This window comes from Metallibacterium sp. (assembly GCF_054637675.1).
Genome location: NZ_JBTSRB010000012.1, coordinates 41,494 through 66,451, shown reverse-complemented (window position 1 = coordinate 66,451; position 24,958 = coordinate 41,494). Strand labels below are relative to the sequence as shown.

Sequence of the window (24,958 nt, the reverse complement as noted above, 5' to 3'; positions counted from 1 at the left end):
TCGAGCAGCATGAGCAAACAGCCCAACATGATCGCGCCCTCGATCCTCGCCGCCGATTTCGCGCGGCTTGGCGATGAGGTGCGCGCGGTGCTGGCCGCCGGCGCCGACTGGGTGCATTTCGACGTGATGGGCGAGGCGGGTGCTTTCGCGGGATGCGTTGAAGCGCATCCCGCGCCGCCGAGCGCCCGGCCACGGATGGCCGGGCGGGCGCCACGCTCCATGGATGGCTGCTTGCCGCTCTGGAGACCTGCGTTGTGAAACAGCCCAACATGATCGCGCCCTCGATCCTCGCCGCCGATTTCGCGCGGCTTGGCGATGAGGTGCGCGCGGTGCTGGCCGCCGGCGCCGACTGGGTGCATTTCGACGTGATGGACAACCATTACGTGCCCAACCTGACCATCGGCCCGATGGTGGCGCAAGCGCTCAAGCCGCATTGCCAAAAGCCCGACGCCAGCGCCGCTGTGCTCGATGTGCACCTGATGGTGCAGCCGGTGGACGCACTGGCCGAGGCTTTCATCAAGGCCGGCGCCGATGTCATCAGTTTTCACCCCGAGGCCAGCGCGCACGTCGATCGCACCCTGCAGTTGATCAAGGCCGCGGGCTGCAAGGCCGGGCTGGTGTTCAATCCGGCCACGCCGCTGGACGTGCTGGGGTGGGTCATCGAGCGGCTCGATCTGGTGCTGATCATGTCGGTCAACCCAGGCTTCGGCGGGCAGGGTTTCATCGACAGCGCACTGCGCAAGCTGGAGCGGGCGCGGCGCATCATCGACGCCAGCGGGCGCGCGATCCGGCTGGAAATCGACGGCGGCATCAAGACCGACAACATCCGCCGCGCCGCCGACGCGGGGGCCGATACCTTCGTGGCGGGCAGCGCGATCTTCGGCCAGCGCGACTACGCGCGGGTGATCGCCGCGCTGCGCGTCGAACTCGCCGGAGCCGTCTGAGATGGGCGCGCCCGATTACTCGATTCCCGGCAGCGTCGCGGCGCCATCTGCGCCCGAAGCCGCTGCCGCCGCGCCGCAACCCGGGGCAAGCGTCGCGCGCACCGTCGCCGCAGTGCTGGCCGAGAGCCAGGTCGAGGCGGTGCTGGATGAACTCGAACGCGATCTGGTCGGCCTCGCCCCGGTCAAGCAGCGCATCCGCGACATCGCCGCGCTGCTGGTGATCGACAAGCTGCGCATGAACCTCGGTCTGCAGGCGGAGACGCCCAGCCTGCACATGAGCTTCACCGGCAACCCCGGTACCGGCAAGACCACGGTGGCGCTGCGCATGGCCGAGATCCTGCATCGCCTCGGCTACGTGCGCAAAGGCCATCTGCTGGCGGTGACCCGCGACGATCTGGTCGGCCAGTACATCGGCCACACCGCGCCCAAGACCAGGGAAGTGCTGAAGAAAGCCATGGGCGGCGTGCTGTTCATCGACGAGGCGTATTACCTGTACCGGCCCGAGAACGAGCGCGACTACGGCCAGGAGGCGATCGAGATCCTGCTGCAGGTGATGGAGAACCAGCGCGACGACCTGGTGGTGATCCTGGCCGGCTACAAGGACCGCATGGGCACGTTTTTCAAGTCCAACCCGGGGCTCAGTTCGCGCATCGCGCACCATCTCGATTTTCCCGATTACGCGGTGGCCGAACTGCAGCAGATCGCGCAGCGCATGCTTGCGCAGCGCCATTACCACTTCGGCGCCAACGCCGCCGAGGTGTTCCGCGATTACCTCGAACGCCGCATCCGGCGGCCGCATTTCGCCAACGCGCGCAGCGTGCGCAACGCGCTGGATCGCGCGCGCCTGCGCCAGGCCAGCCGCCTGTTCGCCGAGCGCGAGCGCGCGCTGAGCCAGGACGATCTGACCACGCTGCTGCCGGTGGACCTGCTCGGCAGCCGCGTGTTCACCGATGCCCAACCCTGAGGCGACGCCATGCCCCTGTCCAAGCGCCCGACCCTGACCCAGTACCTGATCGACCAGCGGCGCCGTTTTCCCGGCGCCAGCGGTGATCTGAATGCGCTGATCCTCGATGTCTCCATCGCCTGCAAGGCGATCGCGCGCGCGGTAGCCTTCGGCGAGCTGGGCGCCGACAGCGCGGCCAGCGGCGGCGCGATCAACGTGCAAGGCGAGGTGCAACAGCGCCTCGATGTGGTCAGCAACGAGATGTTCGTACGCCAGGCCGAGTGGTCGGGGCATCTGGCCGGCATGGCTTCGGAGGAAATGGAGCTGCCCTACCAGATTCCGGGCGAATATCCGCGCGGCAAATACCTGCTGGTGTTCGATCCGCTGGATGGCTCCAGCAATCTCGATGTGGACGTGACCGTCGGCAGCATCTTTTCGATCCTGCGCGCGCCCGATGAAGTCGTCGGCAGCGGCCGCGATGTGGTCGAGGCCGATTTCCTGCAGCCCGGCGCGCGGCAGGTCGCCGCTGGCTACGCGCTGTACGGTCCTTCGACCATGCTCGTGCTCAGCGTCGGCAATGGCGTGGTCGGCTTCACCCTCGATCCGAATCTGGGCGAGTTCAAACTCACCCATCCCGAATTGCGCGTGCCCGAGGACGCGCAGGAATTCGCCATCAACAGCTCCAACAGCCGCTTCTGGGAACCGCCGGTGAAGCGCTACGTGGACGAATGCCTGGCCGGGCGCACCGGGCCGCGCGGCAAGGATTTCAACATGCGCTGGATCGCCAGCATGGTGGCCGAGGCGCACCGCATCCTGATGCGCGGCGGCGTGTTCCTGTATCCGCGCGACACCAGGGATCCGGGCAAGGTCGGGCGCCTGCGCCTGCTGTACGAGGCCAACCCGATCGCCTTCGTCATGGAGCAGGCCGGCGCGCGCGCCAGCACCGGACGCCAGCCGGTGCTGGGCGTGCCGCCCAGCGCGCTGCACCAGCGCATCGGCCTGGTGTTCGGATCGAAGCATGAAGTCGAACGCATCGAGCGCTATCACCAGGATGGCGCCACGCGCGATGCGCCCAACCCGTTGTTTGTCGAACGCGGCCTGTTCCGCGAATAAGGAAACGCCATGTCCGAACGCCATCCCATCATCGCCATCACCGGATCGTCCGGCGCTGGCACGACCTCGGTGACGCGCACGTTCCAAAACATCTTCCGGCGCGAGTTGATCAACGCCGCCATCATCGAGGGCGACAGTTTCCATCGCTACGACCGCAAGGAGATGCGTCTGCGCCAGGCCGAAGCCGAGGCCGATGGCGACAAGCACTTCAGCCACTTCGGGCCGGAAAACAACCTGTTCGCCGAACTCGAGCAACTATTCGCCTCCTATGCGCAGATCGGCACCGGCAAGAGCCGCAAATACCTGCACGATGTCGGCGAGGCCGCGCCTTACCAGCAGGAGCCGGGCACCTTCACGCCCTGGGAAGACCTGCCGCTCGATACCGACTTGCTCTATTACGAGGGGCTGCACGGCGCAGTGAGCACGCCCGAGGCCAATGTGGCGCGGCACCCTGACCTGCTGATTGGCGTGGTGCCGGTGATCAACCTCGAATGGATCCAGAAGCTCTATCGCGACAAGCATGTGCGTGGTTACACCGCCGAGGCGGTGACCGATACAATCCTCAGACGCATGCCGGATTACGTGAACTACATCTGCCCGCAGTTCTCGCGTACCGACATCAACTTCCAGCGCGTGCCGGTGGTCGATACCTCCAATCCGTTCATCGCGCGCGAAATCCCCTCCGCCGACGAGAGCATCTGCGTGATCCGATTCCGCAACCCCAAGGGCATCGACTTTCCCTACCTGCAAAGCATGATCCACGACTCGTGGATGTCGCGCGCCAACACCATCGTGGTGCCAGGCGGCAAGATGGAGCTGGCCATGCAAATGATCCTGACGCCGTTCATCTGGCGCATGATGGAGCGCCGCAAGCGCGCGCTGGGGGCGATCTGATGGCCAGCGCATCCAACGCCCGCGTGTTGCGCGGGCAGCCCTCGCACGACCCGCGCGCCACCGCCCTGCGGGCGTTGGCCATGGACGCGGTGCAAAAGGCCAACTGCGGGCATCCCGGCGCGCCGATGGGCATGGCCGAGATGGCCGTTGCGCTATGGGGCAATCACCTGCGCCACAATCCGACCGATCCGCACTGGGCCGATCGCGACCGCTTCGTGCTCAGCAACGGCCACGCCTCGATGCTGCTGTACGCGCTGCTGCATCTGAGCGGCTACGGCCTGTCGCTGGACGAGATCAAGAACTTCCGCCAGTTGCACAGCAAGACGCCGGGCCACCCCGAGCACGGCCTCACCCCGGGCGTGGAAACCACCACCGGGCCGCTGGGCCAGGGCCTGACCAACGCGGTCGGCATGGCGCTGGCCGAAAAACTCCTGGCGCGCGAGTTCAACCGTCCCGGCCACGCCATCGTCGATCACCACACCTATGTCTTCCACGGCGACGGCTGTCTGATGGAAGGTATCAGCCAGGAAGCCATCTCGCTGGCCGGTGTGTGGCAGCTCGACAAGCTCGTCGCGCTGTACGACGACAACGGCATCAGCATCGACGGCGCGGTCGAGGGCTGGTTCGGCGACGACACGCCGGCGCGTTTTCGCGCCTGCGGCTGGCGCGTGATCGGCCCCCTCGACGGTCACGATCTGGCCGCGCTGGATGCGGCCCTCGCCAGCGCCCGGCAACCCAGTGGCAAGCCCACGCTGATCGTGTGCCGTACCACCATCGGTGCCGGCGCGCCCACGCGCGGCGGCAGCGCCAAGGCGCACGGCGAGCCGCTGGGCGCCGACGAAATCGCCGCCACGCGCCAGGCGCTGGGCTGGAACCACCCGCCCTTCGAGATTCCCGCCGAGATCCGCGCGCAGTGGGACGCACGCGCCAGCGGCGCGCAGCGCCAGGGCGAGTGGCAGGCGCGCTTCAACGCCTATCGCAGTGAATTTCCCGAGCTGGCCGCCGAATTCGAGCGGCGCATGAGCGGCGCGCTGCCCGACGATTGGCAAGACCTGCGCGCCAGCGTACTGGAGCAATTCGCACAGGCCACCGAGAACGTCGCCACGCGCAAGGCTTCGCAGCAGGTATTGGCACTGCTGGGCCCGCGCCTGCCCGAGTTGCTCGGCGGCAGCGCCGATCTGACCGGCTCCAACCTCACCGATTTCCCCGATGCCGGGCCGCGTCATATTCATTACGGCGTGCGCGAATTCGGCATGGCCGCGATCATGAACGGCGTCGCTCTGCACGGTGGCTGGATTCCCTACGGCGGCACCTTCCTCACCTTCAGCGATTATAGCCGCAACGCCATCCGCATGGCCGCGCTGATGAAACTGCGCGTGGTGCACGTGTTCACCCACGACTCGATCGGCCTGGGCGAGGACGGCCCCACGCACCAGTCGGTCGAGCACGCCGCCAGCCTGCGCCTGATCCCCAATCTGGAGGTCTGGCGTCCCTGCGATGCCGCCGAAACCGCGCTGGCGTGGAGCGCCGCGCTGGATGCCGTGCACATGCCCAGCGCGCTGCTGTTGTCGCGCCAGACGCTGCCGGCGCAAACACGCAGCGTCGAACAGGCGCAGGCGATCGCGCGCGGCGGCTACGTGCTCAGCGAACCCGCTGGCGCGCGCGCCACGCTGCTGGCCACCGGCTCCGAGGTGGGCCTTGCGATGCAGGCGCAGCAGTTGCTGGCGCAGCAGGGCATCGCCGTGCGCGTGGTGTCCCTGCCCAGCGTCACGCGCTTCGATCGCCAGGACGCCGCGTATCGCGCGACGGTGCTGGGCACGCTGCCGCGCATCGGCGTCGAGGCTGGTGTCACGCGTTGGTGGGGCCAGTACGGCTGCGTCGCCGCGCTCGGCGTGGACAGCTTCGGCGAGTCCGCGCCCGCGCCCGCGGTGTTCGAGTATTTCGGCCTGACCGCCGCGAAGCTGGTGGAAACCGTGCGCGGAGTACTGGGCGCATGATCGAGGTGCTCAGCTTCGATCTCGACGGCACGCTGGTGGACACCGGCGGCGAGATCGCCGGCGCGGTCAACGACACGCTGCGCGAGTTCGATCTGGCGCCGCGCGCGCAAGCCGAGATCGAGGCGCTGATCGGCACCGGCGCGCACGAACTGATGCGGCATCTGCTGGCGCGCGTCGATCCCGCGCAGCATCTCGATCGGGGCGCTGTGCTGCGCGCCTTTGAGCAGCACTACGCCGCGCACGCCGGCAGCGCGGCGCAGCCGTATCCCGGCTGCGTTGAAACCCTGCGCCAGGTGCGTGCGGCCGGCGTGCGCCTGGCCTGCGTGACCAACAAGGAGCAGCGCCACGCGCAGCGCGTGCTCGAGGCCACCGCGCTGGCACCATATTTCGAGCTGCTGATCGGCGGCGACACACTGGCGTGGAAAAAACCGGACGCGCGCGTGCTGCGCCACGTTGTCGCTGCGCTGGGCGGCGTGCCCGCGCACGCCGCGCACGTGGGCGACTCGCAAACCGACCTCGCCGCCGCGCGCAATGCTGGCGTGGCCGACTGGGCGGTGCCATGGGGTTACAACGCCGGCACGCCCATCGCGCAGGCGCAACCCACGCGCCTGTTCGACAGTTTCGCCGACATCGCCGAGGCCGCGCTGGCTCCCTCCGCGGTGCTCGCGCGCCGCACCGCCGGCCTTCACTGAGAGGATGTTTCTCATGCTGGCCCGCCCCCCGACAACGTCATCCTGGACGGCGCGCAGCCTCTCACATTGCTGTCATCCCGCACGGCGCGCAGCGCCGATCCGGGATCCAGGCAACCGCGTCGCAAGGCCCGCTGGATGACCGCTTGCGCGGGGATGACGAACAGAACAATGGTGCATCGTTGAGCCCAGCAGCGATTGATTCCGGATACACCCGCTAAGACCGTTTGGAGAACACGCATGGCCCTCGTTTCGCTACGTCAGGTACTGGACCACGCCGCCGAGCACGGCTACGGCGTACCCGCGTTCAACATCAACGACATGGAGCAGATCCAGGCGATCATGGAGGCCGCGCAGGAAGTGCAGGCGCCGGTGATCCTGCAAGCCTCGGCCGGCGCGCGCGGCTACGCCGGCGAGGCCTATCTGCGCCACATGGTGCTGGCCGCGGTGGAAACGCACCCCGATATTCCGGTGGTGCTGCACCAGGATCACGGCGCCTCGCCCGCGGTGTGCCAGGCCTCGATACGCTCCGGCTTCAGCAGCGTGATGATGGACGGCTCGCTGCGTGAGGACGCCAAGACGCCCTCGTCATACGAGTACAACGTCGAGGTCACGCGCAAGGTGTGCGAGCTGGCGCACTGGGTCGGTGTGTCGGTCGAGGGCGAACTGGGTTGCCTGGGCTCGCTGGAAACCGGCGAGGCCGGCGAGGAGGACGGCGTCGGCGCCGCCGGCAAGCTCAGCCACGACATGCTGCTGACCGATCCGGCGCAGGCCAGGGATTTCGTCGCGCAGACCGGCGTCGATGCGCTGGCCATCGCCATCGGCACCAGCCATGGCGCCTACAAGTTCACGCGCCAGCCCACCGGCGACATCCTCGCCATCGAACGCATCGCCGCCATCCACGCCGCCGTGCCGGCCACGCATCTGGTGATGCACGGCAGCTCCAGCGTGCCGCAGGAATGGCTGGCGATCATTCGCCAGCACGGCGGCGAGATCAAGGAAACCTACGGCGTGCCGGTGCAGGAAATCGTGCGCGGCATCGGCAGCGGCGTGCGCAAGGTCAACATCGACACCGACATCCGCCTGGCCATGACCGGCGCCATGCGTCAGTTGTTCGCCACGCAGCCCTCCGAGTTCGATCCGCGCAAGGCCATGCTGGCGGCGAAGAAGGCCGCGCGCGGCATCTGCAAGCAGCGCTTCGAGGCCTTCGGCTGCGCCGGGCAGGCGGGCAAGATCAAGCCCGTGCCGCTGCAAGCCATGGCCAAGCGCTACCGCTGAGCGCGCGCCGTGGCCGTCGAAAGCCCCGCCACTGCCCTGGGTGCCGCCGCGCCGGAGTTCACCTTGCGCGGCACCGATGGCCGCATGCACAGCCTGCACGAGTTGCGCGGCGCGCGCGGCACGCTGGTGGCCTTCCTCTGCAACCATTGCCCCTACGTGCAGGCGGTGCTGCCGCGCCTGCTGCGCGATGCGCGCGAGCTGGCGCCGTTGGGCGTCAACGTCATCGCCATCAACCCCAACGACGCCGTGGCCTATCCCGAGGACAGCTACGCGCGCATGGTCGAGATCGCGCGCGACTGGCCCTTCCCCTACCTGCACGACGAGACGCAGCAGGCGGCGCGCGCCTATGGTGCCGTGTGCACGCCGGATTTTTTCGGTTACGACGCCGTGCTGCACCTGCGCTACCGCGGCCGTCTGGACGCCGGTCGCAAGCAGCCGCTCGAGGATGCGCCGCGCGAATTGTTCGAGGCCATGCGCCGTATCGCCAGCGGGCAACTGCCGCTGCCGCAGCAATACCCGGCCATGGGCTGCTCGATCAAGTGGCGCGCGGCGTGAGCGCAGCCCCCGCGCTGCGCGCGCTGATCTTCGATGTCGACGGCACCTTGGCCGAAACCGAGCGCGACGGCCACCGCGTGGCCTTCAACCGCGCCTTCGCCGTGCTGGGCCTGCCTTGGCAATGGGACGACGCAACCTACGCCGCGCTGCTGCGCGTGGCCGGCGGCTACGAGCGGCTGCTGTCCTTTCTGGCGGGGCAATCGGATGCGCCGCTGATCGCGGCCGAACGCGAAGCGCTGGCGCGCGCCATCCACCAGCGCAAGAACGCCGAGTTCGGCGCGCTGGTGGCGCGGGGCGGCATCGCACCGCGCCCCGGCGTGCGCCGCCTGATCGACGAATGCGCGGGGCAGGGTGTGTTGCTGGCGGTGGCCACCACCACCGGCCGCGCCAATCTGGATTCCTTGTTCCCGCACCTGTTCGGCGCCGACTGGCCGCAACGCTTCGCCGTGCTGGTCTGCGCCGAGGATGCCCCGCGCAAGAAGCCCGATCCACAGGTGTACCTGATCGCCCTCGCGCGCCTTGGCATCACCCCGCAGCAGGCGCTGGCCGTCGAGGATTCCCCCGCCGGCCTCGCCGCCGCGCGCGCCGCCGGCAGCGCCTGCCTGATCACGCGCAGCGTGTACTTCGCCGACGCCGATTTCAGCGGCGCCGCGGCCGTGGTGGATGATCTGGACGCTGCACCGAACTGGCCCTGCGCGTCGCCGCGCGTGGATCTGGATGCGCTGCGAACGCTGCATGCCTTGCACGCATGATTGGGTGAGCGCGCTAAGCGAACATCGTCTCGCGCTATGCTCGCCACATGAAAGTCAGCGCAGTGCCGCGACTTCTGCGGGATGATGGCTGGTTTGACAGCATCATTTGTTGTAGCTACAGTTAGTCCATGCGGATCACCTGCGACCCTGCAAAACGCGAATGGACGCTGCAGGAGCGCGGCTTGGACATGCGCAGAGCCAAGGAGGCCTTTGCCGGGCCGCACTTCACGCGCGCAGATGATCGCCGGGATTACGGCGAGCCTCGCTTCATCACGGCGGGTTGGCTTGATTCTCGGCTTGTCGTGTTCGCATGGACGCCGCGCGGCGTCGCAAGACGCATCATCAGTATGAGGCATTGCCATGAGCGCGAAGCGAAAAAGCTCCAACCCTATCTCTCATGACCCGGAGACCCCGCCGGAGATCACGGATGCCTGGATTTCCGAGGCCGACCTGTATCTGGGTGAAAAGCTAGTGCGCCGCGGGCGTCCTAAGGTCGCCAACCCGCGTCAGCTTTTATCCCTGCGCTTGCCACCCAAGGTCATCGAGCGCTGGCGGGCTACGGGGCCTGGCTGGCAAACACGCATGGCCGACGCTCTAGAAAAGTCGGCGCCCAAGTCGCGGCGAGCTGTTGGCTAACATCTCAATCCAGCGGACGCCGTACCGGCGCTGCTGATTTCGGGCGTTAGCAACCCCGCGCAGATGTTTCCGCGCTGGCTCCCGGACATTCAAAAAAGCAGGGCCGCTCAACACGGCCCTGTCGTTGTCCGGCCCGGTGATGCGGCTCAGGCCAGCCCGGCCTGCTTCATCACTTCGGCGGCGTAGTCCTCGACTACCTTCTCGATGCCTTCGCCCACGGCCAGACGCTGGAACTTGAGCACCTCGGCGCCGGCGGCCTTTAGCGCGGCCTCGACGGTCTGCTCGGTGTTGAGCACATAGGGCTGACCGTACAGCGTGTTCTCGTTGACGATCTTGGCGATCTTGCCGGAGATGATTTTTTCCAGGATCGCGGCGGGCTTGGCCTTGTCCTTCTCGGCCATCTTGGCCAGCTCGATTTCCTTTTCCTTGGCGACGAACGCGGCGGGTACGTCGCTGGCCTTGTTGTAGGGCGGGTTCATGGCGGCCACGTGCATGGCGATGCCGCGCGCCAGTTCCTCGTTGCCGCCCTTCAGCTCGACCAGCACGCCGATGCGCGCGCCGTGCACGTAGGCGGCCACGGTATGCGCGCTGTCACTGCGCGCCATGCGCCGCACCTGCACGTTCTCGCCGACCTTGGCGATGACCGCGGCGCGGGCTTCCTCGACGCTTTCGCCGCTGGCCAGCTTGACCGCTTTCAGCGCTTCGATGTCGCCGACGCCGGACTTGAGCGCGGCCTGCGCGACGGCGTTGCAGAAGGCGACGAAGTTGTCATCCTTGGCGACGAAGTCGGTCTCGGAGTTGATCTCGACCAGCACCGCCTTGCCGGCGTGCTGAGCCATGGCGATGCGGCCCTCGGCGGCGACGCGGCTGGCTTTCTTGTCGGCCTTGGCCAGGCCCTGCTTGCGCAGCCATTCGGCGGCGGTGTCGATATCGCCGGCGTTTTCGGTCAACGCCTTCTTGCATTCCATCATGCCGGCGCCGGTGCGCTCGCGCAGTTCCTTGACCGTCTGTGCGGTGATCTGCATGCGTGTTTCCTCTTGAATATCTTATTTGATTGTCGAGAAAGTGCTTTCCTGCACTTCCTCAACGTCGCGAGTCCGGCGCATGTCCGGGCTCGCTCCCGACAGATCAAACACATGCGTGTTTGATCTGCGAACGAGACATCCGTGTCTCGCGCCATCAGGGTGTTTTTTCAACACCCTGCTGATGCCGTGCGCGCAGTGTGCGCGCGCGGTAGGTCGCGGGGATGACGCGCCGCTTACTCGGCGGGGACGGGGGCGGGGCCAGCGTCGCTGCCGCGGCCACGACCACCACGCGGTGGGCGCGCATCGCGGCGATCGCGATCACCGGGCTTGCCGGCGTTGCGGCGCGGCGGCGTCTTGCGGCGCGCGGCATCGTCTTCCTTGGCCACCGGATTGCCGGCGGCGTCGAGTTCGACGAAATCGTTCTCGTCGCCCTGCGCGGCAGCCGGGGTGGCGGCCTTGCCTTCGAGGATGGCGTCGGCGGCGGCGCGTGCGTACAACTGCACGGCGCGGATCGCGTCGTCATTGCCGGGAATGGCGTAATCGACCAGCGCCGGGTCGTAGTTGGTATCGACCACGGCGACCACCGGGATGCCCAGTTTCTTGGCTTCGAGCACGGCGATGTTTTCATAGCCGATGTCGATCACGAACAGCGCGTCGGGCAGGCGCGCCATGTTCTTGATGCCGCCCAGGGATTTTTGCAGCTTGTCGCGCTCGCGGCGCAAACTCAGCACCTCGTGCTTGACCAGCTTCTCGAAACGGCCGTCGGTTTCCATGGCTTCCAGCTCCTTGAGCCGGGCCACCGACTGCTTGATGGTGCGGAAGTTGGTCAGCGTGCCGCCCAGCCAGCGCTGCGCGACGTAGGGCATGCCGCAGCGCTGCGCTTCGGTTTCCAGCGCCTCGCGCGCGGAGCGCTTGGTGCCGACGAACATCACCGTGCCGCCGCGCTTCTGCGCCACGCCGGAGAGAAAGTTCATGGCGTCGCCGAACAGCGGCATGGTTTTTTCGAGATTGATGATGTGAATCTTGCCGCGGGCGCCGAAAATGTACGGGCCCATCTTGGGATTCCAGTAGCGCGTCTGATGGCCGAAATGCACGCCGGCTTCCAGCATCTGGCGCATGGTGACTTGGGACATGATGAACTCCGAATGGGCCTTGTGGCCCGCAGGGTTGGGACTTCCACGCATCCCCCGTCCGACCCTGGCGGGCAGGGTCTGCGGCGTCATCGCGGAGGCGGTGCGCTGTCGACCCGTGCCACGCCAAGGCACCCCGGAGCGGGTGCCGATACGTGTGCGGATTTGGCCGGGTGGCCGTTTCGAGTGGCGCCGCGAGCGGTTACACTCGATGCCTGCAAAGGCCCGGTTGGGCCGTGCAAAGCCTTGAAATGTTAGCGGGTATCCCGCGTGGATGGCAAGTGATGCGCAGTCCTGAGCGAACCGTGGCGGTGCTGCCGAAAAGCCCCGCCGACATCGAGAAGATGCGCACGGCCGGGCGCCTTGCCGCCGAGGTGCTGGCGATCCTCAAGCCGCACGTGCGCCCCGGCGTGAGCACCGAGGAGCTGGATCGCATCGCCTACGAGCACATCGTGAACGTGCAAAAGGCGATCCCGGCCAACGTCGGCTACCGCGGTTTTCCCAAGACCTTGTGCACCTCGGTCAACCAGGTGATCTGCCACGGTATTCCCAACGCCGGCAAGATTTTGAAAGACGGCGATATCGTCAACATCGATGTCACCGTGATCAAGGACGGCTGGCACGGCGACACCAGCCGCATGTATTTCGTGGGTACGCCCAGCGTGCTGGGCAGGCGTCTGGTCGAGACCACCCACGCGGCGATGATGGCCGGCATCGGCGCGGTGCGCCCCGGCACGACGCTGGGCGATGTCGGGCATGCCGTGCAGCAGGTGGCCGAGGCGGCGGGGTTTTCCATCGTGCGCGAGTATTGCGGCCACGGCATCGGGCGCATTTATCACGAGGATCCGCAGGTGCTGCACTACGGCAAGCCGGGCACCGGCCTGCGTCTGCAGCGCGGCATGACCTTCACCGTCGAACCCATGGTCAACGCCGGCAAGCCGCATACGCGCGTGCTGCCGGACGGCTGGACGGTGGTGACCAAGGACCACTCGTTGTCGGCGCAGTGGGAGCACACCGTGGCCGTGACCGAGGACGGTTTCGAGATCCTCACGCCCTGGCCGGACGCGGCCTGAGCCGCGCATACCACCCCCCGTCGTCGCCGCATGACCGGCAGGGCATGAACAGCGCGTTTCCCATCGCCATTCCGCCGCTGCCGCGCCTGCCCGAGGCAGTGCCGCGCAGCGGTTTGTCGGACGAAGCGCGGCTGGCGCTGCGGCAATTGCTGGGGGATTACGCGCGCGCATTGGCATTGGCGTTCGACGCCGGCGCCGAGGCGCGCGCGCTGGGCACGGCGCACGGCGCGCTGGTGTCGCGCGTGGTGACGCAGGTGTGGACATTGCATCTGGGTGAGCCGGCCGGGCTGGCATTGTTCGCGCAAGGCGGCTTCGGCCGCGGGCGCCTGTTTCCGCATTCCGACGTCGACCTGCTGGTGCTGGCGCGCGATGAGTCATCCTTGGCCTCGCGCGGGCTGGAACGCGTGTTCACGGTGCTCTGGGATCTGGGGCTGAAGCCGGCGCAGGCAGTGCGCACGCTGGCCGCGCAGCATGCGTTGGCGGCGCAGGATTTGAGCGTGTTCACCGCGCAGATGGAAGCACGCTGGCTGGCCGGGGACCGCGCCATGGCCGGGCTGCCGGCCGCGCTGATGACCGATACGACACTGTGGCCGCTGCCGCGTTTTCTGGCCGCGCGCATGGAGGAACAGGCGCAGCGCCGCGCGCGTCGCGGCGACAGCAGCTACCGCCTCGAACCCGATCTGAAGGACGGCCCAGGTGGCTTGCGCCAACTCGATTTGCTGTACTGGCTGGGGCTGCGCATGGGCCTGCCACGCGACTTGTCGGCGCTGACGCGCGAGGGCTTGCTGGATGCCGCCGCCGCCGCCGCGCTGGAATCCGCCGAGGCGCTGCTGGCGCGTGATCGCTACGTCCTGCACCTGCAGGCCGCGCGCGCCGAGGAGCGCCTGCTGTTCGATCATCAGCGCGCACTGGCGCAGCAACTGGGCTACCGCGATGATGCCGGCGCGCTGGCGGTGGAGCGCTTCATGCAGGATTACTACCGCGCCGCCGCCAGCGTCGAGACACTGGTGGACGAGGCCGCGGCGCGGCTCGCGGCGCGGCTCGATCCGCCGCCGCCGCCGATCGCGCTTGATGCCGACTGGCAGCGGCGCGGCGCGGCGCTCGAACCGCGCGCGACCGATCTGTTCCGCCAGCGCCCCGCGGCGCTGGTCGAGGGTGCGTTGCGGCTGGATGCCGAGGCCGGCATCCAGGCCTTCAGCGCCGACGCCGCGCGCGCCATGCGCAGCGTTCTGCACGCGCTGCCGGGAGGCGCGTTGGCGCAGGATGCGGATGCGCTGCGCGCTTTCGATCACCTGTTGCGGCGTGGCGCCGCGGCGCCGATGGCGCTGACCGCGCTGGCGCGCGACGGCGTGCTGGGCGCGCTGATCCCGGCCTTTGCCGCGGTCAGCGGGCGCATGCAGTACGACCTGTTTCACCAGTACACCGTGGACGAGCACACGCTGCGCGTGCTGGCGCAACTGGCGCTGTTCGCCACGCCCGCGGCGGCGCCTGAATTCGCGCTCGCGCAGTCACTATGGCAGCGGCAGGAACATCTGCCGGTGCTGATCCTGGCGGCGCTGTTCCACGACATCGCCAAGGGTCGCGGCGGCGATCACAGCGAACTGGGCGAGGTCGAGGTGCGCGGTTTCGCGCGGCGCCTGGGCTGGACGGATGCCGACGTGGACGCCGCCGCGTTTCTGGTGCGCTGGCATCTGTTGCTCAGCCAGACCGCGCAGCGGCAGGACATCAGCGATCCGCAGATTGTGCAAACCTTTGCCACGCGCGTAGGCACGTTGCCGCGGCTGGACATGCTGTACCTGCTCACCGTGGCTGACGTCATCGGTACCAGCGCCAAGCTGTGGAACGGTTTCAAGGATCGCCTGCTGATCGATTTGTACCAGGCCGCGCGGCGCGTGCTCAGCGGTGCCGCCGAAAGTCTGGATGAAGCCGCGCGCGGCCAGGCTTGCCGCGCTGCGGCGCTGGCGCAGCTCGTGGCGAGCGGACACGAATCGGCGGCCGTCGAACAGCTTTGGCTGGACTTCCCCGCGGCCGCGTTCGTGCGCCAACGCGCCGCGCAGGTGGCCTGGCAAAGCGCCGCGCTGCTGGCGGCGCCCGGCGTGCTGCCGGTGGTCGCGGCACAGTCGCACGCCGCGCGCGGGGCGTTGGAGGTGTTCTTTCTGGCCGCGGATCGCGATGGCCTGTTCGCCGCCGCCACCGCCGCGCTGGAGCGTGAAGGCTATGTGGTGCAGGAAGCGCGCATCCTCGGCACCCCCAGCGGACGCGCGCTGGACAGCTTCGTGTTGCTGGATGCGCACGGCGCCAGCGGCGATGCCGCGCGCGCGGCGCGATTGTGCGCGCGCCTGGAGGCGGCCTTGCGCGCGCCACACGCGCCGCGCGTGCGCCACGGCCTGCCGCGGCGCTTGCGTCACTTTCAACGCTCGCCGCGGATCCGCTACGAGCCGGCGCGCGGGGGTGCGCGCACGCGCCTGGCGCTGCGTTGCAGCGATCGTCCCGGCCTGCTGGCCGACATCGCCGAGGCGTTCGTGGCCAGCGGCGTGCGCGTGCACGATGCGCGCATCGCCACCTTCGGCGACATCGCCGAGGATTATTTCGAGCTTACCGATCGTCACGACCGTGCGCTCGATGCCGCGCGCTGCGAGATGCTGTGCCGCGCGCTCGAAGCGCGTCTGGGTGACGCTGGACAAGGATCCGCCGCGTCGCCATCGGGCGATTCCTCCACGACCAATCCCGCACCGACCGCCCCCCGCCACGGCTGATCCACATGACCGAGAACCCGATGTCCGCGCTGGAAACAACCATCGAACAGGCCTGGGCCGCGCGCGCGCAGCTCGATGCGCACGCGCTGGAAACCACGCTCGCGCCCGCGCTGGAGCAGGTGCTGGAACTGCTGGAGCGCGGCGCCGCGCGCGTGGCCGAGCCGGACGGGCAGGGTGGCTGGCGCGTCAATACCTGGTTGAAGCAGGCGGTGCTGCTGTACTTCCGCGTGCACGGCAGCCGCCTGATGAGTGGTGGCGCCATGGCGGCGTGGGACAAGGTGCCGCTGCGCTTCGCCGAGGCCGGCGCGGCCGAGCTGCGCGCGCTGGGCGCGCGCGTGGTGCCGGGCGCGCTGGTGCGCCGCGGCGCGTTCATCGGCAAGGATGCCGTGCTGATGCCCAGCTATCTCAACATCGGCGCCTACGTGGGCGTGGGCAGCATGATCGACACCTGGGCCACGGTGGGCTCGTGCGCGCAGATCGGCGCGCGCGTGCATCTGTCCGGCGGTGTCGGCATCGGTGGCGTGCTGGAGCCGCTGCAGGCCGCGCCCACCATCATCGAGGACGATTGCTTCATCGGCGCGCGCTCGGAGGTGGTCGAGGGCGTGATCGTCGAGCGCGGCAGCGTGATCGGCATGGGCGTGTTTCTCGGCCAGAGCACGCGCATCTACAACCGCATGACCGGTGAAACGCTGTACGGCCGCGTGCCCGCCGGCAGCGTGGTGGTCGCCGGCAGCCTGCCCGCGGCCGATGCCACGCACAGCCTGTACGCGGCGATCATCGTCAAGCAGGTGGACGCGAAAACACGCGCCAAGACCTCGCCCAACGAGCTGCTGCGGAGCGAGGCATGAGTTACGCCTTGTACGGTCTGGACAAGTGCGACACCTGCGCCAAGGCACGGCGCTGGCTGGATCGGCACGACGTGACATATCGCTTCATCGACTACCGCGCGCAGCGTCCCGAGCCGGACACGCTGCGCGACTGGGCGCGGCAAATCGGCGGCTGGGACAAGCTGGTCAACAAGGGCGGGCCGACCTGGCGCAATCTGTTGCCGCAGCGCAAGAGCCCGGCCTCCGACGCCGAGTGGACGCTGTTGATCCGCGAGCACCCGCCGCTGCTGCGCCGTCCGCTGGTGTTGCGTGACGCGGCGCTGCTGGGCGTGGGCTTCAACGAGCGTCAGTTCGCCGGCTGGTTTGCCGGCGCTGCGCCGAAACCGCCGCCGCGCGCCGCTGGTTAGAATGCCGGCGCAGGGGAAACCGGAGGGCGCCATGGCGACGTACCGGATTCTCAGTTTCGATGGCGGTGGCTTGCGCGGGGTGGTGACGGCAGTGCTCTTGCAGCGCTTGCAGGCCGCCCGGCCCGCGCTGCTGGCCGACGTGGCCTTGATGGCCGGCACCTCCACCGGCGGGCTGATCGCGCTGGGCTTGCGCCGCGGCCTGACGCCCGGCGCGCTGCGCGCGATGTACCTGCAGCGCGGCGCGGAGATCTTCGCCGCCGACCTGTGGCAGCGCGTGCGCAGTGTGGGCACCATGGCCGGCGCGCGCTATCCGGCCGCCCCGCGCGAGCGCGTGCTGCGCGAGTTGCTTGGCGCCGACACGCGGCTGGATCAGCTCGGCGGCGCGGTGCTGATCGCCGCGTTCGATCTCGATCCGGAGGCCAGCGATCCGGCGCGGCGCGACTGGAAGCCCAAGCTGTTCCACAACCTGCCCGGCAGCGACAGCGACGGCGCCGAGCTGGTCTGGCGCGTGGCCATGGCCACCAGCGCCGCGCCCACGTACTTTCCCAGTTTCGATGGCTACGTCGACGGCGGCGTGTATGCCAACAATCCAGCCATGTGTGCGCTGGCGCAGTCGCAGGATCCGCGCACGGGCGGACCGGTGCCCTGGGCGGACATCCGCCTGCTGTCGCTGGGCACTGGCGCCGTGCGCACGGTGATCGCCGGCAGCGAGGTCAACTGGGGTTACCTGCAGTGGGCGCCCAAGCTGGTGGACCTGATGCTCGATGGCGTTTCCGGCATCGCCGATTACCAGTGCCGCATGTTGCTGGGCAGCGATCAGTATTTTCGCTACGCGCCGTTCTTCCCGCCGGAACACAACGTGGCCATGGACGATGTGGCGGCGCTGCCGTGGTTGTTGCAATGGGCCGAGACCTTGCCGCTGGAACCGCTGCAGGCGTGGTTGGATGCGGCGTGGTTTTAGCGCGATGCCTACCCGCGCGCGCCATGCCCGGCCCGCATCCGCTCAAGGCGCCCGATCCAGCGGGCTGCGCACCCCGCCGGCGCCGCGGTTGAGCACGTGGGTGTAGATCATCGTGGTGGACACATCCTTGTGGCCCAGCAGTTCCTGGACGGTGCGAATGTGTTCGCCCCATCCCTGGGGCTCTCCCCTCGCCTTGCTCGGGGCCGACTTTTCAGTCGTCCCGATTCGCTCCGGGCGAATCGGTCGTAGCCCATCTCGATGAGGTGCGTCGCAAACGAATGGCGCAGGGTGTGCGCGCTCAGCGGTTTGTCGATCCCGGCACGCTGCCGTGCCGTTTTCATCGCACGGGAAAGAATGGCGTCGTCGAAGTGATGGCGGCGGATCGTGCCATCCAGCGGATCGACCGCACGCTGCACCGACGGAAACACGAACTGCCAGCCGAACTCGCGCGCGGCGCGCGGATACTTGCGCGCCAACGCATGCGGCAGGCGCGTCGCACCGAAACCCGCCGCCAGGTCCTCGGCATGAATCACGCGCGCCCGCTCGATCTCGCGCTGCAACGGCTCCGCCAGAGAACGCGGCAGCATCGTGTGCCGATCTTTGCCGCCCTTGCCCTCGCGTACCATGATCTCGTAGCGCGTAAAGTCGATGTCCTTCACGCGCAGGCGCAGGCACTCCATCAAGCGCAAGCCGGTGCCATATAGCAGGCGGGCGATCAGCCACGGGCGGCCATCCATCGCCGCGAGCAGGCGCCGCGCCTCGTCTTGCGACAACACCGTGGGTAGGCGCTGCGGCTGCTTGGCGCGCACCACGTTGTCCAGCCAAGGCAGATCGATCGACAACACCTCGCGATACAGAAACAGCAATGCCGACAGGGCCTGGTTCTGAGTGCTCGCTGCCACCCGACCGCGCACGGCGAGATCGGACAGAAACTGCTCGACCTCGGTCGCGCCCATCGTGCGCGGATGGCGTTTGCCGCTGCTCAGGATGAACCGCCGTATCCACGCTACATACACCTTCTCAGTGCGCAAGCTGTAGTGTTTGAGCCGCAAATGTCGACGAACCTCGTCCATCAGGCGCGGTGCCGGCGTAGCCGAGGCTAGCGGGGCGGCTGCTTTTATACCTGCGGATTCGGAGGAATAATTCATAGCGCCTCACTTTGCGCGATACACAGCGCGATGGTGAGCCCGGCACGCGCCGGGGCGCTATCGTCCATCGGCTTGATCGATGTAGGAATTTTCCGATTGACACGGCCTCGGCAGAGGCTGAACATCCGGCGTTATCCCCCGGATGTGGGGTCTACATCTTGTTAGATTCTAATCAAGTTTCGTCGTCAACTAGCAAGGAGCAACAAGAATGGGCGATTTCGCGTACACAACGGTTCCCGGAAAGATAAAACCGCTTCTCGAAAAAGTGCGTCAGGTTGGCATTCCATCAAAAGCAACAGTCCAATGGCTAAAGACCGTTGGCTTCAAATCAAGCAACGACGCTGGGTTGATCGGAATTCTAAAAGTTGCAGGTCTAGTTGACCCGTCTGGCGTACCCACGAGCGTCTGGTCGAGCTATCGTGGATCGCACCACAAAAAAGTGCTCGGCGATGCGCTTCGGACAGGTTACGCAGAGCTTTTCGCTGTATATCCAAACGCATGGGAAAGCCCGAATTCCGACCTTGAAAACGTCTTCAGTACGAGCTCGACCGCTGGAAAACAGGTCATTGCGAAGACCGTGGCTACATTCAAAGCACTGTGCGAGTGCGCCGAGTTCTCCACATCAACGCAGCAAGTTGCACCTGCCCTCCAGTCAACTGCCTTGCACTCGGCGGTTATTCCGAAACCCACGAATGCTGCATTTAGTCCTGCGAGTAATTCACACAGCCCGTCCGTTCATATCGACATCCAAATACACATTTCACCCGAAGCATCTGTCGACCAAATTGACCAGATATTTAAGAGTATGTCTAAGCACCTGTATGGCGCGAAGGGTGAGTGATGAGTTTTGCTGCGAGAAATGCGCTTAACGCCGCAAAGGCAATAGATGCTGAAGTTCGGCACGAACTAGGTCCTCCAGACGAAGGTCTAATTCCCGCTACCCAATCGGTAGTCCCGCGATCTCTCGTGAGAAATACCCGTGGATACATAGAGAAAGTCACAAATCAAGCTAATGGTTGTTACGAGAATGGTTGGTATGATGCGTGTGCTGTCCTAGTCCGACGATTGATTGAAACTTTAATTATAGAAGCGTACGAAAAGCATTCAATCTCAAGCAAGATTAAGAATCCAAAGGGCGATTTTTACTATCTTAGTGATCTCATTGGTCACTGCCTCGGGGAGTCTGCGTGGAATCTCACGCGTAACTGCAAACAGGCGCTTCCAAAGCTCAAGGACATAGGGGACAAGTCAGCACATAGCCGTAGATACACGGCGCAGCGTGGAGATATAGATCCATTGCTTGCAGATATCCGCTTAGTAGTACAAGAGTTTCTTTATCTGGCGGGCCTCAAGTGAAATCTAACATCTCGTTCAAGGCGGACGGCTACGCCGCCGCTTAACTCCAGCGTTAGCTTTCAATGTCAGTTTTTTCGGTACCCTTGCCAGAAGAGCGGAGTGGTTACACATGAACACCATTGATCTATTTTCTGGCCCTGGCGGACTTTCAATTGGCCTTAAGCGAGCTGGCTACCGGATACTGGCAAACGTCGAGTTGAACCGAGACGCGATGGACACGTACGCATCGCACGATTCCGATGCAACGCACTACAACGTCGATGTGCGTGAGGTTTCATTTGAGAAATTCAGAGGCGTTGCGGATATCGTAGTCGGTGGTCCGCCATGTCAACCATTCTCAATCGGCGGGCTTCGTAAGGCTCAAGCAGACAAGCGGGATATGATTCCAGAGTTCATTCGCTGCCTAAAGGAAAGTCAACCTTCTGCGTTCATCATGGAGAACGTTCCTGGTTTGATCCAGAAGCGAACACGTCCATATTTTGACTGGGCTCTATCGCAGCTGTCGGCATGCGGATTTCGACTAAACTGGGCTGTGTTGAATTCTGCAGATTACGGAATTCCTCAAAAGCGCAAGAGGCTATTCGTTCTAGGGTCTCGAAACATGCAACTACGTTTCCCAGCTGCAACACACGGGCCAGGCACTGAGAATAAGTATCTGTCTGCATTTGACGTAATTGGCACCGATCCCATCGGAGAGGCTCCAAACTGCCCCGTCAAGTTTGCTCGCTTTCCTGACCTTCGCGCCTCACCATACGCGGGCCACGTTTATAACGGAGGCGGGCGCCCTATAGATCCAAACGGGCCGTGCCATACGATTTTGGCATCCGCCGGCGGCTACAAGACTCACTGGTTCGACACGCAAAATTTCGCAGCCGAGTATCACGCTCATTTGAAGGCAGGAGGAAAGCCGCGTGAGGGTGAAGTGCCCGGAGCAAGGCGGATGAGCGTAGAAGAAAGTGCCCTTGTGCAGACGTTCCCAGCGGGAATGCGGTTTGCGGGCCGCAAGTCGTCTCAGTACACCCAAGTTGGGGATGCTGTGCCACCGGACCTCGCCTTTGTGGTTGGGAGATCTGTTTTTTTTCAGCTCAATGGGCGAGCTTCCATGCTGCCCCTGCTAGTTCCAGTCCTCGACCATTTAAACGGCCAGAGTGAGCTTGCGCTGTGAGGAATGTAAATGTTGAGCGCTCCGTTAGCCTCCTGTTAGAACTTGTAGATAGGATCGTTGATGGCGAGACTCTCGGGGCACCAGCAAAGGCAGCCACGCGCGCCCTTTTCGACGATCATGTGGAATCGCATGGCGGAAGCGTTCGGTTGGCGTGCGCATTCCTTACCGCCTATTCCGTTGTCGATCAAAGTTGGGACCACCGCGCCGTGCCAACAGGAGTGCGCGGCACATACGGCGACAAGAAGCTAGCCACATCCCTGACATTCCGCCATGTCACGTTCCACAAGAACATAACAGCCTTCGGTGAGAATCTCGGCTGGAAGGGCGCAGTGAAGCAGTTCGACCTTTCGCAAGACGCCAGATTCTCTCCTTACATACGGGGTCTCGCTGCGCTAAACGCCGAGGAAAAGAAGCGACTGCTGCACCATGTGGCATGGAGAATTGCAACGTCACGAGTTGTTCCGCAGGCTCTTCCGCCTCTCCCGGGCTCGTATCTGTCCTATGCACGTAGTCTGAGCCTCTGTGAGTCGCTGCTTGCCGTTCCATCGGAGGGTCACATTCAACAGTTCTTGGTTGCCGCATTCTTGGAAACTCATCGAAAGCGATTTGGAAACCGAGTGCAGACCCACCATCCTCATGCGTCCGACAAATTCGACGGCACGAAAGGGGACATTGAAGAATTCAGGGACTACGAGCTTGTTGCGGCCTACGAGGTGACGGTAAGGAGTGACTGGAAAAATCGGCTGTCCGATTTTGCAAAGAAGGTCCGTGATGCGAACCTTCCAAAGTACGTAATATTCGCCGCCGGAGTAAGAGGCGATTCGGAATTGAGTCCTGCAACAAAGCTCATAGACTTTGTTCAAGACTTACCATTTGATCTCGCGGTTGTTGATATTCATGACTTCTTCTCTGTTTTCTGCGCAGAGCTCCAGAAAGAAGAGATCGGCGCGGCACTCAACCGGGCATACGAACTACTATCCGACCCAAGACTCTCTGGCCGAGAAGATATCTTGGCCAAGTACCGCAACGTCACGAGTGCATGGCTTGAAAGCTAACATTTCGTTCAAGCCGACGCCGCTTCGCGGCGCGGCTTAACTCAGGCGTTAGCCCCCTCAACGCAGTTCGGAGACTGGCATGCCAAAGTTCGATGAGACCGATCGCAGCAAGGTGATCTCAGAGGTCGAGAGGCACCTCGGCACAAAGCTCTCTCGCGTCGGAAACTATCGAAAGTTCTTGCAGGACGCGTCTGGCAAGTCTTACTGGGTACTTGGCGGCTATGAGGATTGGCACGGCATCACTTCCGACATGCTCAAGAAAGAGCAGCGCCGAGCTACAGATGGCGTTCTAGTCGTTGCCAAGCGTCACAAATCCACCATCGATATTTTTTCTGGCCCACTCCAGCCGCTCATTGCCAACTACCGCGACTTGTCCCATACGCAAACCGGCGACTATCAGTTCAATGTTGCCATTCGTGGCAACTCCATGACCATCAAAGAAGTACAGGGACTTACGCTAAGAAAGCTTGGCGCCTCTCAAGAAGTAGGGACTGCTGTCAGTCCACAACTCAGAGAGGCTACGGCCATTCTTGCCAAGATGTCGCCCGAGGAGCGCTCGCGGCTTTTAGAGCAGCTTTCCGGAAAGTCCGGGGGCTAACAATTCATTCAAGCCGAAACCGCTTCGCGGTTCGGCTTAATTCAGGCGTTAGGCGCCATTAATTCCATTGATCAATCACACCATACGCATGCCAACCACCGAGACACTTGAACGCTTTATCGCGCGAGTCGAGCAGAATGCTCACGCCGAGGCGTGCGAGGAGTTCTACACCGGGAACTCGTCGATGCAAGAGAACCAGTCCGCTCCGCGCGTCGGCCGAGATTTGCATATCGCCAACGAACGGAAGGTTTTCGCGAGGGCGAAGTCAGTCACGTCGAGGTGCGTGCGCCCAGTGTTTGCGAGCGGGGACATCGTGGTCATCCGATGGATCTTCCACTTCGAGTGGATCGATGGAACGATCACACACATGGAGGAGCTCGCCTATCAACGCTGGGAAGGTGAGCGCATTGCGGAGGAAACGTTCTTCTATGACCCAGCCCAAAGAGTACCCAAGAAACCTCAGGCCTAGTCGATCCAGAATGTCGCCTAACCCTTCCTTCAAGCGGACGTGCCTTCGGCACGCCGCTTAAGTAGTTAGCCCACAAACCATGACACTGAGCGCTCCGGTGAGGTTTGACGATCTGCTGGCCGCCTATGAGTGGGTCAGTTCGTCGCCCGATGACAACGAGGCCTTCGTGTCCCGTGTCACTGGAAATGTTCATTGGTCGTCAAGCACGATGGAACTCGACGACGAGCTTCCCGAAGACATCGAAGACGGAAGCATCTACGTCGCGGTACCGAATAAGCATGACCTGAACCTGGGGAAAAACCTTGCGCTCGCTTTCGCTGAAGAGCAGCTTGCCGACTCATATCAAACCGTTGCAAACATCTTTCGCCAGCGGGGTGCCTACGGGCGGTTCAAGGACTTACTGGAACGAAAGGGCTGCCTGGCAGCTTGGTACGACTATGAGACCAAGGCAACTGAGCTTGCTCTACGCGAGTGGGGTGCTGAGGAAGGACTTTCAATTGCGAAGCAGGCTTGTCAAAATGCGGGCTAACCCATTAATACGGACGCTGCGCGATGAAGCCGTGCAGCGCCGGTTATGTTATGAGAGCTTTCGCCAATCCAACCTGCGCCTGTCGCCCGCCGATTGAGCGAGATTGCTCGACCGCCTGATCGCCAGCCTCGACGCGGATGCTGGAGCTGAAACAGCTTGGGATGAGCTTGCCGAGACGCGCGAGCAAGAGCTGCGAACGGGCGCGGTGCAGACCATACCCATTGAGATTGCTGCAGCAAGGCTTGAAGCACGCTTTCCGGGATGAGCGCGAGCAAGAGCTGCGAACGGGCGCGGTGCAGACCATACCCATTGAGATTGCTGCAGCAAGGCTTGAAGCACGCTTTCCGGGATGAGGGTTACCCTTCACCCTGCAGCGGAACAAGACCTCCACGAAGCCGCCTTGTTCTGCGAGCGGGAAGGCTCGCCCGCACTGGCGGGGAGATTCGTTGCTGAGTTCAAGCGCCTCGCGCAGTTGCTGGCCGAACATGCCGAGATCGGCTCCCTGCGTTTGCAGGGGCGCCTCGGGGATTCGCGATGAGTATCTTCCCCTACACGGTCATCCACCGGGCCTCAGCTGCAGAGATCAGCGTGCTGGTCGTCAAACACGATCGCAAGCGGCCTGGCTATGGCGGAGCGCGCACATAGCCCGCTGGCTATG

General features: G+C 64.9%; 26 protein-coding genes and 2 pseudogenes. 25 read left to right on the top strand and 3 right to left on the bottom strand.

Annotation, left to right across the window (positions count from 1 at the left end):
* Positions 1-9 precede the first annotated feature (9 nt).
* The 12 genes and pseudogenes from ACYDAT_RS06270 to ACYDAT_RS06215 form a co-directional block, all read left to right on the top strand.
* A pseudogene (locus tag ACYDAT_RS06270) lies at positions 10-129 on the top strand (ribulose-phosphate 3-epimerase); the annotation flags it as partial.
* Positions 130-269: 140 nt separating this feature from the next.
* On the top strand, positions 270-944 hold the full coding sequence (rpe, locus tag ACYDAT_RS06265) for a ribulose-phosphate 3-epimerase (protein WP_461439266.1): 675 nt from the start codon (positions 270-272) through the stop codon (positions 942-944).
* Position 945: 1 nt separating this feature from the next.
* Positions 946-1,908: a CbbX protein gene (cbbX, locus tag ACYDAT_RS06260; RefSeq protein ID WP_461449043.1), complete on the top strand. Its 963-nt coding sequence runs from the start codon at positions 946-948 to the stop codon at positions 1,906-1,908.
* Positions 1,909-1,917: 9 nt separating this feature from the next.
* Positions 1,918-3,000, top strand: coding sequence for a class 1 fructose-bisphosphatase (locus ACYDAT_RS06255; RefSeq protein ID WP_461449041.1), 1,083 nt, complete (start codon positions 1,918-1,920; stop codon positions 2,998-3,000).
* Between the two features lie 9 nt (positions 3,001-3,009).
* A complete protein-coding gene (locus tag ACYDAT_RS06250; protein ID WP_461449039.1) occupies positions 3,010-3,894 on the top strand; it encodes a phosphoribulokinase in 885 nt (294 codons plus the stop codon).
* Positions 3,894-5,891 (top strand): transketolase, encoded by a 1,998-nt coding sequence (gene tkt, locus ACYDAT_RS06245; RefSeq protein ID WP_461439261.1) that lies wholly within the window; start codon positions 3,894-3,896, stop codon positions 5,889-5,891. The genes ACYDAT_RS06250 and tkt overlap by 1 nt, the downstream gene beginning before the upstream one ends.
* Positions 5,888-6,583 (top strand): HAD-IA family hydrolase, encoded by a 696-nt coding sequence (locus ACYDAT_RS06240; RefSeq protein ID WP_461439260.1) that lies wholly within the window; start codon positions 5,888-5,890, stop codon positions 6,581-6,583. Before tkt ends, ACYDAT_RS06240 begins: the two co-directional genes overlap by 4 nt.
* A gap of 237 nt (positions 6,584-6,820) precedes the next feature.
* Positions 6,821-7,858 (top strand): class II fructose-bisphosphate aldolase, encoded by a 1,038-nt coding sequence (fba, locus tag ACYDAT_RS06235; protein WP_461439259.1) that lies wholly within the window; start codon positions 6,821-6,823, stop codon positions 7,856-7,858.
* A gap of 9 nt (positions 7,859-7,867) precedes the next feature.
* Positions 7,868-8,413, top strand: coding sequence for a thioredoxin family protein (locus tag ACYDAT_RS06230; RefSeq protein WP_461449037.1), 546 nt, complete (start codon positions 7,868-7,870; stop codon positions 8,411-8,413).
* The gene (locus ACYDAT_RS06225) at positions 8,410-9,165 is read left to right on the top strand and encodes an HAD-IA family hydrolase (RefSeq protein WP_461449035.1); all 756 of its coding nucleotides are present in this window, start codon (positions 8,410-8,412) and stop codon (positions 9,163-9,165) included. The genes ACYDAT_RS06230 and ACYDAT_RS06225 overlap by 4 nt, the downstream gene beginning before the upstream one ends.
* Positions 9,166-9,293: 128 nt before the next feature.
* Complete coding sequence (locus ACYDAT_RS06220) at positions 9,294-9,566, top strand: BrnT family toxin (protein ID WP_461439256.1); 273 nt, start codon at positions 9,294-9,296, stop codon at positions 9,564-9,566.
* The gene (locus tag ACYDAT_RS06215) at positions 9,526-9,801 is read left to right on the top strand and encodes a BrnA antitoxin family protein (RefSeq protein ID WP_461439255.1); all 276 of its coding nucleotides are present in this window, start codon (positions 9,526-9,528) and stop codon (positions 9,799-9,801) included. The genes ACYDAT_RS06220 and ACYDAT_RS06215 overlap by 41 nt, the downstream gene beginning before the upstream one ends.
* A 146-nt stretch (positions 9,802-9,947) precedes the next feature.
* Here the strand turns inward: ACYDAT_RS06215 and tsf are convergent, their stop codons facing one another.
* Together tsf and rpsB are read right to left on the bottom strand one after the other, a co-directional pair.
* The gene (tsf, locus tag ACYDAT_RS06210) at positions 9,948-10,826 is read right to left on the bottom strand and encodes a translation elongation factor Ts (protein ID WP_461449033.1); all 879 of its coding nucleotides are present in this window, start codon (positions 10,824-10,826) and stop codon (positions 9,948-9,950) included.
* Between the two features lie 233 nt (positions 10,827-11,059).
* Complete coding sequence (rpsB, locus tag ACYDAT_RS06205) at positions 11,060-11,959, bottom strand: 30S ribosomal protein S2 (protein WP_461449031.1); 900 nt, start codon at positions 11,957-11,959, stop codon at positions 11,060-11,062.
* Positions 11,960-12,240: 281 nt separating this feature from the next.
* On the opposite strand from rpsB, the gene map reads away from it, so the two are divergent.
* From map to ACYDAT_RS06180, 5 genes are read left to right on the top strand one after another with little or no spacing between them, the layout of a single operon-like run.
* Positions 12,241-13,029, top strand: a complete 789-nt coding sequence (gene map / locus ACYDAT_RS06200) for a type I methionyl aminopeptidase (RefSeq protein WP_461439252.1) — start codon at positions 12,241-12,243, stop codon at positions 13,027-13,029.
* Between the two features lie 44 nt (positions 13,030-13,073).
* Positions 13,074-15,785 (top strand): [protein-PII] uridylyltransferase, encoded by a 2,712-nt coding sequence (gene glnD, locus ACYDAT_RS06195; RefSeq protein ID WP_461449029.1) that lies wholly within the window; start codon positions 13,074-13,076, stop codon positions 15,783-15,785.
* 20 nt (positions 15,786-15,805) lie between these two features.
* Positions 15,806-16,633 carry a 2,3,4,5-tetrahydropyridine-2,6-dicarboxylate N-succinyltransferase gene (gene dapD / locus ACYDAT_RS06190; RefSeq protein WP_461449049.1) on the top strand — a complete coding sequence of 276 codons (828 nt, stop codon included), beginning with the start codon at positions 15,806-15,808 and terminating at the stop codon, positions 16,631-16,633.
* Positions 16,630-17,019: a Spx/MgsR family RNA polymerase-binding regulatory protein gene (locus tag ACYDAT_RS06185; protein WP_461449027.1), complete on the top strand. Its 390-nt coding sequence runs from the start codon at positions 16,630-16,632 to the stop codon at positions 17,017-17,019. The genes dapD and ACYDAT_RS06185 overlap by 4 nt, the downstream gene beginning before the upstream one ends.
* A 31-nt stretch (positions 17,020-17,050) precedes the next feature.
* Entirely contained in the window at positions 17,051-17,980 is a 930-nt protein-coding gene (locus tag ACYDAT_RS06180; RefSeq protein ID WP_461439249.1) for a patatin-like phospholipase family protein, read from the top strand.
* 42 nt (positions 17,981-18,022) lie between these two features.
* Here ACYDAT_RS06180 and ACYDAT_RS06175 read toward each other — a convergent pair.
* A pseudogene (locus ACYDAT_RS06175) lies at positions 18,023-19,128 on the bottom strand (integron integrase).
* Positions 19,129-19,336: 208 nt separating this feature from the next.
* Between ACYDAT_RS06175 and ACYDAT_RS06170 the strand changes: the two are divergent.
* The 8 genes from ACYDAT_RS06170 to ACYDAT_RS06135 all read left to right on the top strand — a co-directional run bounded on the left by ACYDAT_RS06170 (position 19,337) and on the right by ACYDAT_RS06135 (position 24,838).
* Positions 19,337-19,969, top strand: coding sequence for a DUF5343 domain-containing protein (locus ACYDAT_RS06170; RefSeq protein WP_461449025.1), 633 nt, complete (start codon positions 19,337-19,339; stop codon positions 19,967-19,969).
* A 624-nt stretch (positions 19,970-20,593) separates the two neighbouring features.
* A complete protein-coding gene (locus ACYDAT_RS06165; protein ID WP_461449023.1) occupies positions 20,594-21,649 on the top strand; it encodes a DNA cytosine methyltransferase in 1,056 nt (351 codons plus the stop codon).
* A 206-nt stretch (positions 21,650-21,855) separates the two neighbouring features.
* Positions 21,856-22,704: a hypothetical protein gene (locus ACYDAT_RS06160; RefSeq protein ID WP_461449021.1), complete on the top strand. Its 849-nt coding sequence runs from the start codon at positions 21,856-21,858 to the stop codon at positions 22,702-22,704.
* 79 nt (positions 22,705-22,783) lie between these two features.
* Complete coding sequence (locus ACYDAT_RS06155) at positions 22,784-23,302, top strand: hypothetical protein (RefSeq protein ID WP_461449019.1); 519 nt, start codon at positions 22,784-22,786, stop codon at positions 23,300-23,302.
* An 88-nt stretch (positions 23,303-23,390) separates the two neighbouring features.
* Positions 23,391-23,771, top strand: coding sequence for a hypothetical protein (locus ACYDAT_RS06150; RefSeq protein WP_461449017.1), 381 nt, complete (start codon positions 23,391-23,393; stop codon positions 23,769-23,771).
* 97 nt (positions 23,772-23,868) lie between these two features.
* Positions 23,869-24,300, top strand: coding sequence for a UPF0158 family protein (locus tag ACYDAT_RS06145; protein WP_461449015.1), 432 nt, complete (start codon positions 23,869-23,871; stop codon positions 24,298-24,300).
* 103 nt (positions 24,301-24,403) lie between these two features.
* Positions 24,404-24,565 (top strand): addiction module protein, encoded by a 162-nt coding sequence (locus tag ACYDAT_RS06140; protein WP_461449013.1) that lies wholly within the window; start codon positions 24,404-24,406, stop codon positions 24,563-24,565.
* An 84-nt stretch (positions 24,566-24,649) separates the two neighbouring features.
* The gene (locus tag ACYDAT_RS06135; RefSeq protein WP_461449011.1) at positions 24,650-24,838 is read left to right on the top strand and encodes a type II toxin-antitoxin system RelE/ParE family toxin; all 189 of its coding nucleotides are present in this window, start codon (positions 24,650-24,652) and stop codon (positions 24,836-24,838) included.
* Positions 24,839-24,958 lie beyond the last annotated feature (120 nt).

Excerpts from the sequence above, each read along its gene's own strand:
- rpe (WP_461439266.1), top strand. The coding sequence starts at position 270 with ATGATCGCGCCCTCGATCCTCGCCGCCGATTTCGCGCGGCTTGGCGAT.
- cbbX (WP_461449043.1), top strand. The coding sequence starts at position 946 with ATGGGCGCGCCCGATTACTCGATTCCCGGCAGCGTCGCGGCGCCATCT.
- ACYDAT_RS06255 (WP_461449041.1), top strand. The coding sequence starts at position 1,918 with ATGCCCCTGTCCAAGCGCCCGACCCTGACCCAGTACCTGATCGACCAG.
- ACYDAT_RS06250 (WP_461449039.1), top strand. The coding sequence starts at position 3,010 with ATGTCCGAACGCCATCCCATCATCGCCATCACCGGATCGTCCGGCGCT.
- tkt (WP_461439261.1), top strand. The coding sequence starts at position 3,894 with ATGGCCAGCGCATCCAACGCCCGCGTGTTGCGCGGGCAGCCCTCGCAC.
- ACYDAT_RS06240 (WP_461439260.1), top strand. The coding sequence starts at position 5,888 with ATGATCGAGGTGCTCAGCTTCGATCTCGACGGCACGCTGGTGGACACC.
- fba (WP_461439259.1), top strand. The coding sequence starts at position 6,821 with ATGGCCCTCGTTTCGCTACGTCAGGTACTGGACCACGCCGCCGAGCAC.
- ACYDAT_RS06220 (WP_461439256.1), top strand. The coding sequence starts at position 9,294 with ATGCGGATCACCTGCGACCCTGCAAAACGCGAATGGACGCTGCAGGAG.
- ACYDAT_RS06215 (WP_461439255.1), top strand. The coding sequence starts at position 9,526 with ATGAGCGCGAAGCGAAAAAGCTCCAACCCTATCTCTCATGACCCGGAG.
- tsf (WP_461449033.1), bottom strand. The coding sequence starts at position 10,826 with ATGCAGATCACCGCACAGACGGTCAAGGAACTGCGCGAGCGCACCGGC.
- rpsB (WP_461449031.1), bottom strand. The coding sequence starts at position 11,959 with ATGTCCCAAGTCACCATGCGCCAGATGCTGGAAGCCGGCGTGCATTTC.
- map (WP_461439252.1), top strand. The coding sequence starts at position 12,241 with ATGCGCAGTCCTGAGCGAACCGTGGCGGTGCTGCCGAAAAGCCCCGCC.
- glnD (WP_461449029.1), top strand. The coding sequence starts at position 13,074 with ATGAACAGCGCGTTTCCCATCGCCATTCCGCCGCTGCCGCGCCTGCCC.
- dapD (WP_461449049.1), top strand. The coding sequence starts at position 15,806 with ATGTCCGCGCTGGAAACAACCATCGAACAGGCCTGGGCCGCGCGCGCG.
- ACYDAT_RS06185 (WP_461449027.1), top strand. The coding sequence starts at position 16,630 with ATGAGTTACGCCTTGTACGGTCTGGACAAGTGCGACACCTGCGCCAAG.
- ACYDAT_RS06180 (WP_461439249.1), top strand. The coding sequence starts at position 17,051 with ATGGCGACGTACCGGATTCTCAGTTTCGATGGCGGTGGCTTGCGCGGG.
- ACYDAT_RS06170 (WP_461449025.1), top strand. The coding sequence starts at position 19,337 with ATGGGCGATTTCGCGTACACAACGGTTCCCGGAAAGATAAAACCGCTT.
- ACYDAT_RS06165 (WP_461449023.1), top strand. The coding sequence starts at position 20,594 with ATGAACACCATTGATCTATTTTCTGGCCCTGGCGGACTTTCAATTGGC.
- ACYDAT_RS06155 (WP_461449019.1), top strand. The coding sequence starts at position 22,784 with ATGCCAAAGTTCGATGAGACCGATCGCAGCAAGGTGATCTCAGAGGTC.
- ACYDAT_RS06150 (WP_461449017.1), top strand. The coding sequence starts at position 23,391 with ATGCCAACCACCGAGACACTTGAACGCTTTATCGCGCGAGTCGAGCAG.
- ACYDAT_RS06135 (WP_461449011.1), top strand. The coding sequence starts at position 24,650 with ATGAGGGTTACCCTTCACCCTGCAGCGGAACAAGACCTCCACGAAGCC.